Below are 15046 nucleotides of genomic sequence, written 5' to 3'. Positions count from 1 at the left end.
GTTCGGCGTGGGAGGACCACTGCGCACAGTGCCCGGTTACGCTTCGGTCATGCCGCACTGCATTCTTGACGAGCCGGACTTCGCATCGTCCCCGGCGGAGCGCGTCGTGTGGGAGAAGCTCACAGCTCAGCTCCCGGACGACGTCGTCCTCCTCCACGGGCAGCGCCTCACCGACGACCGCAGCGACGTGGAGATCGACGTCCTCGTCCTGTGGCCCGGACGGGGCGCGCTGGTCCTCGAGGTGAAGGGCGGCGTCGTCGGGATCGACGACGGCCGCTGGTACACGGGCAGCGCCCACGCCCGCCACCCGCTGCGGCGCTCACCGCTCGAACAGGCGATGATCGGGAAGAACACGCTGTACAAGTACCTCAGGGACAGGCTGTCCGTCGTGTTCACACCCGTCGTGCACGCCGCGGTCCTCCCGTACACGTTCCTGCCCGACGACTGGGACGTGCCGGACGCGCCGCGGGACAGACTGTTCGACGGCAGAGATCTGGACGTCCTGGGCGAGCGGATCGCCGCGCTGCTCACGGAGGCCTTCGACCCGGACCTGGACTCCCCGTTCATCCCGATCGACCCCACGATCCGCACCCTGCGGCGGACGCACGCGGCGATGGAGAACGTGCCCCTGTTCGCGCGGCAGATCGAGGACACCGCGGATTCGCTGGCGATCGAGCAGGAGCGGCTGCTGCGGGTCCTCCGGCACCACCCTCGGGCGCAGATCAGCGGTGGGGCGGGCACCGGCAAGACCCACCTCGCGCTCATGAAGGCCCGCTCCCTCGTGCTGGAGGGGAAGAAGGTCGCGCTCATGTGCTATTCGCGCGGTCTGGGCAGGTACCTGCAGCTCGCGGTGGCGCAGTGGCCGCACGAGGAGCGCCCGGCCTACACGGGTCTCTTCCACGACCTCGCGTTCACGTGGGGAGCGGAAGAAGGTGCCGACGACGATTCGGACTTCTGGGAGGTGCGGCTGCCGACGGAGCTCAAGCGCCGCGCGGACGACCGGCCCCGGCGCGAACTGTTCGACGCGATCGTCATCGACGAGGGCCAGGACTTCTCCTCGCTGTGGTGGGAGGCCGTCCAATCGTGCCTCCGCAACCAGGTCGAGGGCACCCTCTACGCGTTCACCGACGAGCAGCAGCGGCTGTTCCCCCGCGAAGGCGACGCCCCCATCTCGCTGAGCCCGTTCCAGCTGGACGAGAACCTGCGCAACTCCGTGCAGATCGCGGAGGTCCTCTCACACCTGTCGACGGAGGCCTCGATCGTGCGCAACGACCACGCGTTCGACGTCGAATGGGTGGAGTGCGGCGAGTCGGACTCCGTCGACGCGGCGGACGACGCCGTCGAACGCCTCATGGACGAGGGGTGGGTGCCCGGCGACATCGCGCTGCTCACGACCGGCCGCCGGCACCCCGAGCACAAGAACTCCGTCGACGCGCACGGCCACGCCGACTACTGGGAGCAGTTCTTCGCGCAGGAGGACGTGTTCTACGGCCACGTCCTGGGTTTCAAGGGACTCGAACGGCCCGCCGTCGTCCTGTGCGTCAACGGGATCCGCGACCAGGACCGCGCCCCGAAGATGCTCTACACCGGGATCTCCCGGGCGACGACGAAGCTGGTCGTCGTGGGCGACATGGAGGAGATCGCGGCGATCCGTGACGCTACGGTGAAGTCATGACTGTCTCGATCGCCGTGCTGCCCTCTTCCACCCCGGAACTCGATGCGGCGATCGACGCCGCCGGTGCCCGACCCGCGGCCCTCTCGCACGCCGACGCTCTCGTGTGGACGGGGACACCGACCGACTTCCCCGACGACCTGCCTGCACGGATCCGCTGGGTGCAGCTGAAGTCCGCCGGGGTGGAGGCGTGGTTCGCGAGCGGACGGATCGACTCTTCCCGCACGTGGACGTCCGCCGTGGGCGCGTACACCGACGATGTCGCGGAGCACGCCGTCGCACTACTGCTCGCGTCACTGCGCCTGTTCCCACGCATGGCTCGCGCCTCGACGTGGCTGAAGGACGAGACGTGGTCCGCCGTGCGGTCGCTGCGCGGCCGGACGGTCGCCATCGTGGGGGCTGGTTCGATCGGCCGCGCAACGATCCCGCTCCTGAAAGCGCTGGGCGCTTCTGCGATCGCGGTCAACCGCAGCGGGAACCCGGTCGAGGGAGCAGTGGCGACCCACACCTCCGCGGACCTTGATGGCGTCCTCGCACGGGCCGACGACGCAATCATCGCGGGGGCTTCGACGCAGAGCACACGACACCTCATCGGCGCGGACCAGATCGCGGCACTGGGGTCTGACGGGGTTCTCGTGAACATCGCGCGTGGCGGCCTGGTCGACACCGAGGCGCTGGTGAGCGCCCTGCAGACAGGTCGTCTGTCTGCGGCGGGCCTGGACGTCTTCGAACAGGAGCCGCTACCTGACGGCCACCCGCTGTGGACGCTGCCGAACGCACTCCTCACCCCACACGTCGCAAATCCCACGCCGAACATGAATGCGAATCTGGCGCGTCACGTCGAGCACAACATCAGGGCGTTCGCCGCCGGGGAGCCCCTCGCAGCGGTCATCGACCTCGAGCGTCAGTATTGAGCTGCGCCGCCAGCGGTGACACTCGACCTCGGTGACGCGTCACCGCCCCGTCGTGCGACGGTCCGCGCCCAGTGAGACCCAGCCCAGGGACGCGAGGACGACCGCGACCACAGTGCCGAGCGCCACGTTGCCTCCGGCCAGACCGGCGGACAGCACGAACGGGGAGATGAGCCCCGACGCGCGCGCCGCCATCCCCATCGCCGCGAAGCACGCCCACGGGTGCTCGGAGGCGAGTGAGGCACGGTTCGTGTTCCACGCGGACGCAACGATCGCGGAGGCGATGACGGGGCCGGTCGTCGCGATGCCCAGCACCACAATGAGCGGGGAGGGCCACATGATGAGCGCGGCGATCCCGACGATCGCGACCGCGCAGGTGAGCGCGAACTCGCGGTTCGCACGGGCCAGGGTCCCCCGGCCCAGGAGGAGCGCGGCGACGACGGCGACCGCTTCGCGGACCAGCAGCCCCACACCCACCGCTCCCCCGTGCTCCGGCAGCGCGAGCACGAGGACGGAACCGGTGAGGACGAACACCAGAGGCATGCTCGCCGCGACGGCGACCCCGCTCATCAGTCGGCGCGACCGCCGCGCCTCCCGGATCGCCACACCCACGCTGCGCAGGCCGGGCCGCACCCCGCCGGGGTCGGTGGACCTCTTCCCCGGCAGGAGGCTGCCCACCGCCACCAGCAGGACACCGGTGGCGACCATCGTCCACCACATGACCTCGGGGCGGGCCGCGCCCAGCGCGATCGCGATCATGCCGGAAGCCACGAGCGCTCCCCCGCGCTGCATGAACACCGCGAACCGCTGTCCGCGCGCCTGACTGTCGCCCAGCAGTGCGGAGTAGTGGGCGAGCGCGGGGATGTAGATGAGTGAGGAGCACACGGCGAGCACCGCGGCGAGCAGCAGCACCCACCACCCCAGACTCCCGCCGCGCACACCCACCAGGGAACTGGCGAGGACGACGATCCCGGAGATCACGACGACGATGCGCAGACCGCTGCGGTGGGCCACGGCGGAGGCGGGCGAGTCGAAGAGCAGGCCGATCCCCATGTAGAGGGCAATGGCGACTGCGGTGACCGCCCCGCCGCCGGACAGGACCGCGAGTGCGGTCTGGGCGAGGGTGTGGAATCCGAAGTAGACCGCGATGACGGTGCCGATCGCCCCGTATCGTCGGAAGCGGCGCCACCACTCCGACGGCTCAGTCGCCATGCACCCAGCGACCTCCCACCATGGTGGCGCGCACCGTGAGGTCCGCGAACGGGCTGGTCCCCGGTTCGACGTCCCGCAGCGGGTCCCGGTCGAGGACGACGAGGTCCGCAGCCTGTCCCGGCACCAGCCGGCCCACCCAGTCCTGCGCTCCGACGAGTGCGGCGCTGCCGGCGGTCGCGATGTGCAGCGCCTCCTGCGGGGTGATCGCCTGGTCCGCGCCCAGCACGTGCCCGTCCCGCGTCCGCCGCGTCACTGCCGTGTGGAGGGTGCGGAGGATGTCCATGTCTGTGATGGGCGAGTCCGAGTGCACGCCGGTCGTGAGGCCTGCGTCCACGCATTCGCGCAGCGGGTTCATCCGCTGGGCCCGTTCCGGTCCCACGAAGATGTCCCGGTGCCTGTCGCCCCACTGGAACACGTGGTTGGCGAACACGGACACCGCGATGCGGTGCTGCGCGCAGGCGCGCACGTGGTCGGGGTGGGCCATCTGGAAGTGCTCGATCCGGTGCTCCATGCCGGCGTCCGGCCCTGATCCGTGGAGCTGCCGCAGCGCGCTGATGACGGTGTCGATCGCGGCGTCGCCGTTCGCGTGGACGGCGACCTGCGCACCGGCTTCCGCGAGCGGTCGCGCGCGTTCGACGATCTGGTCCGCGGTGAGCAGCAGGTCGCCGTGGGATCCGGGGCAGCACGTGTACTCGTCCTGCAGCGCCGCGGACAGTCCCTGGATCGACCCGTCCGCCCACATCTTCACGCCCCGGTTCGCGTAGTTGCCGCGCACGGGGTGGCGGAACAGGCCCGGGTCGTCCTCGAGCATCGGTGCGGCGAGCGCGCCTGCGATGTAGCCGAACACCCGCACCGGCAGGCCGCCCTGCGCGTCGAGTTCCTGCAGGAGGCCCGCTTCGTCCGCCCCGAACTGGCTGCCGACGCCGAGGTCGTGGATCTGTGTGATCCCCCGGCTCGCCGCCCGTGCGGTGGTGTCCGCGACGACGCGCAGCCCGTCTGCGCGCTGCGGTTCCGGGAGGTGCCACTTGAGGGCTCCCACCGCGCCGACCTCCCACAGGAGGCCGGTGAGGTTCCCTGAGCCGTCGCGGACGAAGCGGCCTTCCGGCGGGTCGGGGGTCTCCGCCGTGATGCCGGCGCGTTCCAGCGCGACGCTGTTGGCCACGGCGAAGTGCCCGGAGATGTGTGTGATGAGCACCGGTTCCGTCGTGGAGACCCGGTCCAGCAGTGTGCGGTCCGGGTGCTCCTTCTCCGCGAGGAGGGTGTCGTCGTAGCCCCAGCCGCGGTACCAGCCGTCGACACTGCCGGCTGCGGCGAGCTTCTGCGCGAGTGCGTCGAAGTCCGCCACCTGCTCCGGGCGCAGGTCCGCCCACTGGCTCGTCATCCCCGTGAACGCCAGGTGCGCGTGGCTCTCGACGAGTCCCGGGATGACGACGCTGTCCGTCAGGTCCTTCTCCTCCGTTCCCTGCGGCGCGGCGCCGCGCACCTCGGACAGGGGGCCCGCGGCGGTGACGAGGCCGTCCTCGATGAGCACCGCCTCGGCGGTCTGCACCGGCGCGAAGCTCTGGTGGACGGCCGCTGCGGACAGCAGGACCGGCTGACTCTCCGTTGATGACATGCGGGAATGCTCCTTTGCCCGACACGTGCACCGTATGCGGGTTCCCCACAGAACGGCAGGACCAGAGGGCGCCTATACAGTGGGTCCAGTCCCCTGCGACGGGACTCGTCACGGCCGCGTCGAACGGAGGCACCTATGGACCTCTTCGTCGATCTCGACCATGACAGCGCGGTCCCCCTCTACCGCCAGTTGCAGAGCACGCTGTCGGAGCTCATCGTGAGCGGCCGGTTGCCCCACGGCGGGAAGCTGCCCAGTTCCCGGTCCCTGTCGGGCCAGCTTGGCATCTCCCGCAACACCGTCACCCTCTGCTATCAGGAGCTGGTCGCAAGCGGGCTGGTGAGGGCCACGGAACGCCACGGCTACTACGTGCACGTCCCGGAAGCGTCGTCAGCGACCGGCAGCTCCGCTCCGCACGAGTCGTTCGACTGGCAGCGACGACTCATCGTCCCCGGCGGGCACGACCTGCCGGAGATCGACAAGCCCGCCGACTGGTTCGACGCCCCCTACCCCTTCATCGCGGGACAGGTGGAGCACGACCGCTTCCCCGCCCGTGCGTGGGAGCGCAGCCTCCGGGAGGCACTGCACAAACCCCACCTCCACCACAGCATCCGGGACGACCTCGCAGGCGACGACCCCCTGCTGGTGCGGCAGATCATCGACCGGATCCTGCCGGGTCGCGGTGTCTTCGCGGACGAATCGCAGGTCATGATCACGCTGGGATCGCAGCAGGGGCTTGCGATGCTGGCGACCCTGCTGCTGGACCCCACACGCGCGATCCTCATGGAGGACCCCGGCTACCTGGACGCCCGCCACATCTTCCAGCGGTCCGGGGCCCGGGTCCTGCCGCTGCCGGTCGACGGGGACGGTCCGATCGTGCCGGGGTCGACCGCCGGTGTCGACGTCGTGTACACGACGCCCAGCCACCACAACCCGACGAACGTGACGATGTCGCTCGATAGGCGCCATGCCCTGCTGCAGCGCGCGAGTCATGCGGGCACGGTCGTCATCGAGGACGACTACGACAGCGAGTTCCGCTACCACGGAGCACCCAGCCCGTCCCTCACATCGCTCGACACATGCGGCAACGTCGTCTACCTGGGCACCTTCTCGAAGTTCCTGTCCCCGGGACTGCGACTGGGGTTCATGGTGGGGTCACCGGAGCTCATCGCGGCGGCGAAGAAGGAACGCAGATACACGGTGCGTCACGCCCCCGGCCAGATCCAGCGGGCGATGGCACTGTTCATCCAGTCGGGCGACTACCACCGCACTCTGCGCATGACGCGGGACAGGATGAGCCGGAAGTACGACCTCATCACGGAGGCGGTCGCCGCACATCTGCCGTTGGAGAATCCTTCGTTCCCACCGGGCGGGGTGAGTCTCTGGGCCGACGTCGGTCCGGACGTCCCCGTCGACCGTCTCCTGCCGGCCGCTGCGGCCCAGGGGATCATCATCGAACGCGGCGACATCTTCTTCTTCCGGCCGCCCGCCACCCACCACATCCGCATCGGCTTCGGCGCCATCGCGGAATCCCGGATCGTGCCGGGCATCCGGAAACTGGGACAGGTGTTCGACTCCCTGCGATGACACGGAAGCCTCACCCACCGTGTGCACGACGACGGGCCGGTGGGAGAACCTCGTCCTCCCGCCGACCCGTGTCGTCCCCTCAGCACCCCGTCGGGCTCAGCGCACCATGCAGGGTCGCTTGGGGTCGAACTCCCATCCGGGGATGAGATGCTGCATCGCCACCGCGTCGTCACGCGCGCCCAGCCCGTGCTCCTGATAGAGCGCGTGGGCCTCTTCGACCCGCGACTCATCGAGCTGCACTCCCAAGCCGGGAGCGGTCGGCACCTCGATCCCACTGTCGACGATCTGCAGCGGGTCTGCCGTGAGGCCTTCGCCGTCCTGCCAGATCCAGTGGGTGTCCAGCGCGGTGATCTCTCCCGGAGCCGCGGCTCCCACGTGGGTGAACATCGCGAGCGACACGTCGAAGTGGTTGTTCGAGTGCGACCCCCAGGTCAGGCCGAACTCGTGGCACAGCTGGGCGACGCGCACGGATCCGCTCATCGTCCAGAAGTGCGGATCGGCGAGGGGGATGTCCACGGAGGCCTCCCGGACCGCGTGGGCCATCTGTCGCCAGTCGGTGGCGATCATGTTCGTCGCCGTCCGCAGACCCGTCGCCCTGCGGAACTCCGCCATCACCTCGCGTCCGGAGAAGCCGTCCTCCGCGCCGCACGGATCCTCCGCGTAGGCGACGACGTCCGCCATCATGTGTCCGAAGCGGATCGCGTCCGCAAGCGGCCACCCTCCGTTCGGATCGAGGGTGATCCGTGCGTCCGGGAACCGCCGCTTGAGCTGCGTGACGGTCTCCACTTCGACCTCGCCCGCAAGGACTCCGCCCTTGAGCTTGAAGTCCCGGAACCCGTACTGAGCCTGTGCCGCCTCCGCGAGTGCGACGACCGACCCCGGAGTCATCGACTCTTCGCGCCGCAGCCGGAACCAGCCGTCAGCGTCCGGCTCACGCCGGTACGGCAGGTCGGTCCGATCGGCCGGCCCCACGTAGAAGAGGTAGCCGAGCATGGGGACCGTGTCCCGCTGCTGTCCGTCACCCAGCAGTTCCGCCACGGGGACGCCGAGGTGCTGGCCGTGCAGGTCCAGGAGGCAGGATTCCAGCGCGGTCACCGCGTGGATCGTCACCCGCTGGTCGAAGGTCTGGTTCCCTCGCCCGCCCGCGTCGCGTGCGGCGAACCGTGCGTGCACCTCACGCAGGAGCGAGCGGAACCGCGCCACCGGCCGGCCGACGAGGACGGAGGCGGCATCCTCGATCGTCGTTCGGATCGCGTCGCCACCCGGCACCTCGCCGATGCCCACACGGCCGTCGGAGTCGGTGATCCTGGCGATGTTGCGGGTGAAGAACGGTCCGTGGGCGCCCGACAGGTTCATGAGCATCGAATCGTGGCCCGCGACGGGGATCGCCTCGATGCTCCGGACCGTGGGACCGGTGCTGCTCAGTACAGCCGTCACTTCAGGCCTCCTTCACCACGCCGTCGATGCGACGGTTGAGGTTCCACGGGTTCGACTCCCTCAGTGGCTCCGGCAGCAGCGCGTCGGGGAACGACTGGTAGCTCACCGGGCGCTGGAAGCGCTCGATGGCGAGACTGCCGACGGACGTGGTCCGCGAATCGGAGGTCGCGGGGAAGGGCCCCCCGTGGACGACCGCGTGGCCGACCTCGACCCCCGTGGGCCATCCGCCCACGAGGATGCGACCGGCCAGCCGCTCCAGATCCGGGATGAGCGCCCTCGCCGCGTCGTGGTCCGAGTCCGTCAGCTGCAGCGTGACCGTGAGCTGCCCCTCCATGCCGGCGGCGATCGCCGGCAGTTCGTCCGGGGAGCCGTACCGGACGATCAGTGACGCCGCTCCGAAGATCTCGTGTGACAGCACGTCGTTCGACGCGAAATCCTGCGCGGTCGTCTCGAACACCACCGGTGCCGGGGCGTTCTGCGTCCCGCCCGTCTCTCCCGTCACGAGTTCGCTGACCCCTGACTGCGAGCCCAGCGCCGCGACTCCCTCCTGCCATGCATCGTGGATACCGGGCGTGAGCATCGTCTGACCGGCAGCTGCGGAGAACGCTGCGCGCACCGCGTCGACGAGGACGTCACCCGCGTCCCCTGTCGGGACGAAGAGCAGACCCGGCGATGTGCACAGCTGGCCGCTGGACCCCGTGACGGAACCGAGGAAGCCCTGCGCGAGGGCCTCGACGTCGCCCGCGAGTGCACCGGGCAGCACGAAGACGGGATTCACGGAGCTCATCTCCGCATACACCGGGATCGGCACCGGCCGGGACGCCGCGGCTTCCACGAGGGCCAGGCCGGCTCCGCGCGAACCGGTGAAGCCGACGGCGGTGATCCGAGGATCCTTCGCCAACTGCTGTCCGACCTCGGCACCCGGGCCGTACAGCAGGGAGAACACGCCCGGGTGCACGCCCGCATCCGCCGCGGCGCGTGACACGGCGGTCGCGACGATCTCGCCCGTCCCCGGGTGCGCGTTGTGCGCCTTGACGACGACGGGGCAACCGGCGGCGAGCGCGGAGGCGGTGTCACCGCCGGCAGCGGAGAACGCGAGCGGGAAGTTGCTGGCGCCGAAGACGGCGACCGGCCCCAGCGGCACCTTCCGCTGACGCAGGTCGGCACGCGGCATCGGCGTCCGCTCCGGCTGCGCGGGATCGATCCGCACACCGTGGAAGTCGCCCTGGCGGACGACTCCCGCGAAGAGGCGCAGCTGGTTCGTCGTCCGGCCGACCTCACCCGTGAGACGGGCCTCCGGCAGCCCCGTCTCCAGCATGGCGCGGGCGACCAGCTCGTCACGCACGGCGTCGATCCTGTCCGCTGCGGCCTCGAGGAAGCCGGCACGCACGTCGGGCGACGTCTCGCGGTACGTCCGGAACGCTTCTTCCGCGGCGCGGGTGGCCCGCTCCACTTCGGCGGTTCCGACCAAGGTGAAGACCGGGTCGATCCTCTCCCCCGTCGCCGGGTTGATCGCCTGGGTCGTCCGACCGGTGCCGGGGACCGATTCCCCTGCGATGAGCGAATGTCCTGTGAGTGTCATGGTGCCTCCCGAGCTGTGGTGCGTGCGGCGGTTCAGTTCGATGCGGGTGCGATGCCGGCGGACTCGATGAGCGCCGCGAGATCCGCGACGTCCTTCTCCGTGAGGTCCTGCAGGGGCGGACGGACCGGCCCGACCGAGCGGCCGACGGCCTTGAGTCCGCCCTTGACGATGGACACCCCGTACCCCTTCCCGCGATCGCGGATATCCAGGTACGGCAGCACGAAGTCATTGAGCTTACGCGTGACTGCTTCGCGGTTCTGCGCACGGACGTCAGCGTAGAAGCTCAGCGCGAACTCCGGCACGAAGTTGAACATCGCGGACGAGTACGTGCTCATCCCCAGCTGGAGCAGAGGAAGAGCGAAGGTCTCCGCTGTCGGCAGACCGCCCAGGTAGAAGAGACGATCGCCGTTCTTCGCGTACACCTTGGTGAGGTGCTCGATGTCGCCCAGCGCGTCCTTGAAGCCGATGAAGTTGGTGTGGGCGTCGGCCAACCGCGCGACCGTCTCCGCGGAGTAGATGGCGTTGGCCCGGTTGTAGACGATCACACCGATGTTCGTCGCCGCGCAGATGGCGGACACATAGGCGAACAGCCCGTCCTGATCGCATTCCGTGAGGTAGGGCGGCAGGACGAGGACACCTTCGGCTCCCGCGGCCTCCGCGTCCTTGACGTTCTGCACTGCCTGGACGACCGCACCGCCGGCCGAGGCCAGCACCGGCACACCCGGCCGCGACGACTCCACCGCGATCCGCACGACGCGGGCGGCCTCCTCGGGGTTGAGGCTGAAGCCCTCCCCCGTGCCGCCAGCGGCGAAGAGTCCGCCCACGTCGTGGCTGGACTGCCATTCGATGTGCTTCCGGTACGCGGCTTCGTCGACCTGCAGGTCGCTCGTGAAGGGCGTGATCGGGAACGACAGCAGCCCGTCCTTGAGGTGGTCGGCGAGTTCCTGAGGTGCGAACGTGCTCACGTTTTCTCCTTGCTCGATGATCCCGCTGGTCGGCGGGAAGACGAATGTCGCATCGAGCGTATGAGTGTTCGGTCATGCCCGTCCAAGCCTATTACCGCATTGTTCGATGCACTCAGAGCATCGCTCGTCGGCCGTGGACAGCACTTGTATGCCATGTTTGATACTTGTCATACTGCTTACGGCGGCGCCCGCCGCAGGCCGATCCCCCTCCACGGAAGCGAGAACAATGTCGTACTCACCTGACGCGATCGCGTCGATCACCCTGTCCTCCATCACGCTCCCCCTGAACACACCGATATCCGACGCGAAGGTCTTCACCGGCCGACAGCGCCCCATGACCGAGGTCGTCTTCCTGTTCGCAGAGATCCGCACCGAACAGGGCCACGAGGGGGTGGGCTTCAGCTACTCGAAGCGCGCCGGAGGGCCGGCGCAGTACGCGCACGCGAAGGAGGTCGCCGGAGCCGCCATCGGCGAGGACCCGAACGACATCGAGAAGCTCTACACGAAGCTGCTGTGGGCAGGCGCCTCGGTCGGCCGATCAGGCGTCGCCACACAGGCCCTCGCGGCGATCGACATCGCGCTCTACGACCTCAAGGCGAAGCGCGCCGACCTCCCGCTGTCCAAGCTGCTGGGCTCGCACCGGGATTCAGTGCGCACCTACAACACGTCCGGAGGATTCCTCAACGCGTCGCTCGACGAGGTGAAGGAGGCGGCCTCCGCCTCGATCGAGGCGGGGATCGGCGGCATCAAGATCAAGGTGGGGCTGCCGGACAACGCGGAGGACCTGCGCCGCGTGAGCGCGATCCGCGAGCACATAGGCGACGTGCCGCTCATGGTGGACGCGAACCAGCAGTGGGACCGCACCACCGCGCTCCGCCTGGGCCGCCGCCTCGAGGACCTGGACCTCGTCTGGATCGAGGAGCCACTCGACGCGTACGACGCGGAAGGCCACGCCGCACTCGCCCACGCACTCGACACCCCCATCGCCACCGGCGAGATGCTCGCATCCGTCGCCGAGCACGAACGACTCATCGATGCGCACGCGTGCGACATCATCCAGCCGGACGCACCGCGAGTCGGCGGGATCACCCAGTTCCTCCGACTGCTCACACTCGCGGACCGCGCAGGGCTCGATCTCGCGCCGCACTTCGCGATGGAGATCCATCTCCACCTGGCCGCCTGCTACCCCAGAGAGCCGTGGGTGGAGCACTTCGACTGGCTGGACCCCCTCTTCAACGAACGTCTCGAGACCCGCGACGGACGCATGCTCGTACCGGAACGGCCGGGCCTGGGATTCACCGTCAGCGAGCAGGCGCGCGCATGGACCACCGATGCGGTGACCGTGACGCACGACTGACTGCCGCCCGCAGGGCGGGCGCAGCCGCGGCGAGCAGCTGCGCCCGCCCCTCTCCACACTTCTTTCGCGCTCACCCTTGACCGGTGAGAGGAGTCACATATACGCTCGGGAAAACGCTTTCCCACTGGGGCGCTTCCCCTCCCCGCCTTCGTTTTCACCCTTGCCAGACCCTTCAGAGCAGAAGAGAGCCAGCATGAACAAGCGACACCTCCGACTCGCCACCGCCGTCCTCGCCGTGTCAGCACTCGGACTGACAGGCTGCGGAGGGGGCGCTGCCGCGGAGAGCGGAGACGTCGAACTCCGCTTCGCGTGGTGGGGGTCCGACACCCGCCACACGCAGACACAGGAGATCATCGACGCCTTCGAAGAGCAGAACCCGGGGATCACCGTCGTCGGCGAGTACGGCGACTTCAGCGGGTACTGGGACAAGCTCGCCACTCAGACCGCGTCGAACGACGCTCCGGACATCATCCAGATGGACGAGAAGTACCTCCGCGAGTATGCCGACAACGGCGCGCTCATGGACCTGAGCGACATGGACTTCTCCGATGTCGACGACGCGATCATCGAGAGCGGACGAACGGAGGAGGGTCTCTTCGGCATCGCGACCGGCATCAACGCGATGGCGATGATGACGAACCCCGACATCATCGAGGACGCCGGACTCGAGATGCCCGACGACACCACATGGACGTGGGACGACTTCGCAGACGTCTCACGGCAGGTGGCGGAGAACACGGACTCGTACGGGTTCGGCAGCCCGAACGAACCCGGAAGCCTCCAGATCTGGCTCCGCCAGAACGGCAAGGAGCTCACGAACGCGGACGGGACGCTGGGCTTCGACGCCGCTGACGCCGCCGGCTACTACTCGATGCTGCTCGAGATGTCGAAGTCCGGCGCACTGCCGCAGGCATCGGTCATCACGGAGGACCAGTCGCCCGGCCCCGACCAGTCGCTGACGGGCAAGGGCGAAGCGGCGATGGGGATGTGGTGGTCGAACCAACTCGCGGCCCTCAACGCCTCGTCCGGCGCAGAGCTGGTCCCCCTCCGCTTCCCGAGCACCGCCGGCTCCGCCGAGGAGGCGCACCTCTTCCACAAGTCGGCGATGTACATGAGCGGCTCCGCCCGCTCGGACCACCCCGAAGAGGTGGAGGCCTTCATCGACTTCATGATCAACAGCGAGGAAGCGGGACTCATCAACCTGGCGGACCGCGGCCTTCCGGCGAACAGCACGGTGCGTGAGGCGGTCATCCCCGAACTGAGCGAAGCGGACACACTCGCCGCGGAGTACATCGAGTCGATCGAACCCGAACTCGGGGCCGCGATGCCCGTTCCTCCCCTGGGCTTCAGCGCTCTGCAGGAGATCCTCTACCGGTACGAGCTCGACGTCCTCTTCGAGCGCACGACACCGGAGGAGGCTGCAGAGCGCGCGATCTCGGAGATGGAGACCGCGATCGGCTGATCCCACTCCGGACTGCAGCACGGGCTGCAGGACCGATGCCACTGTGCACACCACTCCCCTCACTTCGGACCGTCGGGCACGTACCTGCCCGTGAAAGGGACAACGATGTCAACCGTCACATTCGAAAGCGCCACACGTCACTACCCCGGCAGCGACAAGGCCGCCGTCAACGCCCTCGACCTCCACATCGCCGACGGCGAGGTACTGGTCCTGGTGGGCCCCTCCGGCTGCGGCAAGTCCACGTCGCTGCGGATGCTCGCCGGTCTCGAGGACGTCACCGAGGGCCGGATCCTCATCGGTGACAGGGATGTGACGGACGTCGCCTCCAAGGACCGCGACATCGCGATGGTGTTCCAGAACTACGCCCTGTATCCGCACATGACCGTCGCGGACAACATGGGCTTCGCGTTGAAGATCGCGAAGGTCCCGGCGAAGGAGCGGCGGGAGCGCGTCGAGGAGGCCGCCCGCATCCTCGACCTCACGGAGTATCTGGACCGCAAGCCGAAGGCGCTGTCCGGCGGCCAGCGGCAGCGGGTTGCGATGGGTCGCGCCATCGTCCGGTCGCCCCAGGTGTTCCTCATGGACGAGCCGCTGTCCAACCTCGATGCGAAGCTGCGTGTGCAGACCCGCACGCAGATCGCGGCGCTCACGCGCCGGTTGGGGGTCACGACCGTCTACGTCACGCACGACCAGGTGGAGGCCATGACGATGGGGGACCGCGTCGCGGTCCTCAAGGACGGACTGCTCCAGCAGGTCGCCACGCCGCGCGAACTCTACGACCGGCCGGTGAACGTGTTCGTCGCCGGCTTCATCGGGTCCCCCGCGATGAATCTCCTGGAGCTGCCCACGACGGAGCACGGCGTGCAGTTCGGCGACACCGATCATCCGATCGCCCGCGACGTGCTCGCCGCGATCGCCGGTGACACCGTCGTCGTGGGCGTCCGCCCGGAGGATCTGGAACGCGCGCCGGACGGTGAGGGCCTCGCTGTGGACATCGATGTCGTCGAGGAGCTCGGCGCGGACGCGTACGTGTACGGCCACACCTGGATCGCAGGTGCTCGTCACGACATCACCGCTCGGGTGGACGGACGTCGTCCCCCCGCGGCCGGCAGCCGCGTGCACGTCCGCCCGCGCCTGGGGCACGTCCACGTCTTCGACGCGGCGACCGGCGAGCGCCTGGATGACGGCATCCGCGACGTCGCCGATGCCGAGGTCCCGGTCACCGCGATCGACGCGACCGCATGACGGG

General features: G+C 69.1%; 11 protein-coding genes. 6 read left to right on the top strand and 5 right to left on the bottom strand.

Annotation, left to right across the window (positions count from 1 at the left end):
- The first annotated feature begins 49 nt into the window (after positions 1–49).
- Entirely contained in the window at positions 50–1675 is a 1626-nt protein-coding gene (locus JFC09_RS03105; protein WP_198392489.1) for a nuclease-related domain-containing DEAD/DEAH box helicase, read from the top strand.
- Entirely contained in the window at positions 1672–2586 is a 915-nt protein-coding gene (locus JFC09_RS03100; RefSeq protein WP_198392488.1) for a D-isomer specific 2-hydroxyacid dehydrogenase family protein, read from the top strand. Before JFC09_RS03105 ends, JFC09_RS03100 begins: the two co-directional genes overlap by 4 nt.
- Positions 2587–2625: 39 nt before the next feature.
- Here JFC09_RS03100 and JFC09_RS03095 read toward each other — a convergent pair whose 3' ends face one another.
- Positions 2626–3795: a hypothetical protein gene (locus tag JFC09_RS03095; protein ID WP_198392487.1), complete on the bottom strand. Its 1170-nt coding sequence runs from the start codon at positions 3793–3795 to the stop codon at positions 2626–2628.
- Positions 3785–5410 (bottom strand): amidohydrolase, encoded by a 1626-nt coding sequence (locus JFC09_RS03090; RefSeq protein WP_198392486.1) that lies wholly within the window; start codon positions 5408–5410, stop codon positions 3785–3787. The genes JFC09_RS03095 and JFC09_RS03090 overlap by 11 nt, the downstream gene beginning before the upstream one ends.
- A gap of 135 nt (positions 5411–5545) precedes the next feature.
- On the opposite strand from JFC09_RS03090, the gene pdxR reads away from it, so the two are divergent.
- Positions 5546–6994 (top strand): MocR-like pyridoxine biosynthesis transcription factor PdxR, encoded by a 1449-nt coding sequence (gene pdxR, locus JFC09_RS03085; RefSeq protein ID WP_198392485.1) that lies wholly within the window; start codon positions 5546–5548, stop codon positions 6992–6994.
- Positions 6995–7090: 96 nt separating this feature from the next.
- Here pdxR and JFC09_RS03080 read toward each other — a convergent pair whose 3' ends face one another.
- The 3 genes from JFC09_RS03080 to kdgD form a co-directional block, all read right to left on the bottom strand.
- Positions 7091–8356: an enolase C-terminal domain-like protein gene (locus JFC09_RS03080; protein WP_269770453.1), complete on the bottom strand. Its 1266-nt coding sequence runs from the start codon at positions 8354–8356 to the stop codon at positions 7091–7093.
- Between the two features lie 76 nt (positions 8357–8432).
- Positions 8433–10013, bottom strand: coding sequence for an aldehyde dehydrogenase (NADP(+)) (locus JFC09_RS03075; protein ID WP_198392484.1), 1581 nt, complete (start codon positions 10011–10013; stop codon positions 8433–8435).
- Positions 10014–10045: 32 nt separating this feature from the next.
- Positions 10046–10978 carry a 5-dehydro-4-deoxyglucarate dehydratase gene (gene kdgD, locus JFC09_RS03070; protein ID WP_198392483.1) on the bottom strand — a complete coding sequence of 311 codons (933 nt, stop codon included), beginning with the start codon at positions 10976–10978 and terminating at the stop codon, positions 10046–10048.
- A gap of 226 nt (positions 10979–11204) precedes the next feature.
- Between kdgD and JFC09_RS03065 the strand changes: the two genes are divergently transcribed.
- The 3 genes from JFC09_RS03065 to JFC09_RS03055 all read left to right on the top strand — a co-directional run bounded on the left by JFC09_RS03065 (position 11205) and on the right by JFC09_RS03055 (position 15042).
- Complete coding sequence (locus JFC09_RS03065; RefSeq protein WP_198392482.1) at positions 11205–12335, top strand: L-talarate/galactarate dehydratase; 1131 nt, start codon at positions 11205–11207, stop codon at positions 12333–12335.
- A 193-nt stretch (positions 12336–12528) separates the two neighbouring features.
- Positions 12529–13797, top strand: a complete 1269-nt coding sequence (locus JFC09_RS03060) for an ABC transporter substrate-binding protein (RefSeq protein ID WP_198392481.1) — start codon at positions 12529–12531, stop codon at positions 13795–13797.
- 105 nt (positions 13798–13902) lie between these two features.
- Positions 13903–15042 carry an ABC transporter ATP-binding protein gene (locus JFC09_RS03055; RefSeq protein WP_198392480.1) on the top strand — a complete coding sequence of 380 codons (1140 nt, stop codon included), beginning with the start codon at positions 13903–13905 and terminating at the stop codon, positions 15040–15042.
- The last annotated feature ends 4 nt before the right edge of the window (positions 15043–15046 follow it).

It is taken from the genome of Brevibacterium yomogidense (genome assembly GCF_016107685.1).
GTDB classification, from domain to species: Bacteria; Actinomycetota; Actinomycetes; order Actinomycetales; family Brevibacteriaceae; genus Brevibacterium; species Brevibacterium yomogidense.
Note: the sequence above shows the minus strand (reverse complement) of the source record. Positions and strands in the feature narration are given on the sequence as shown.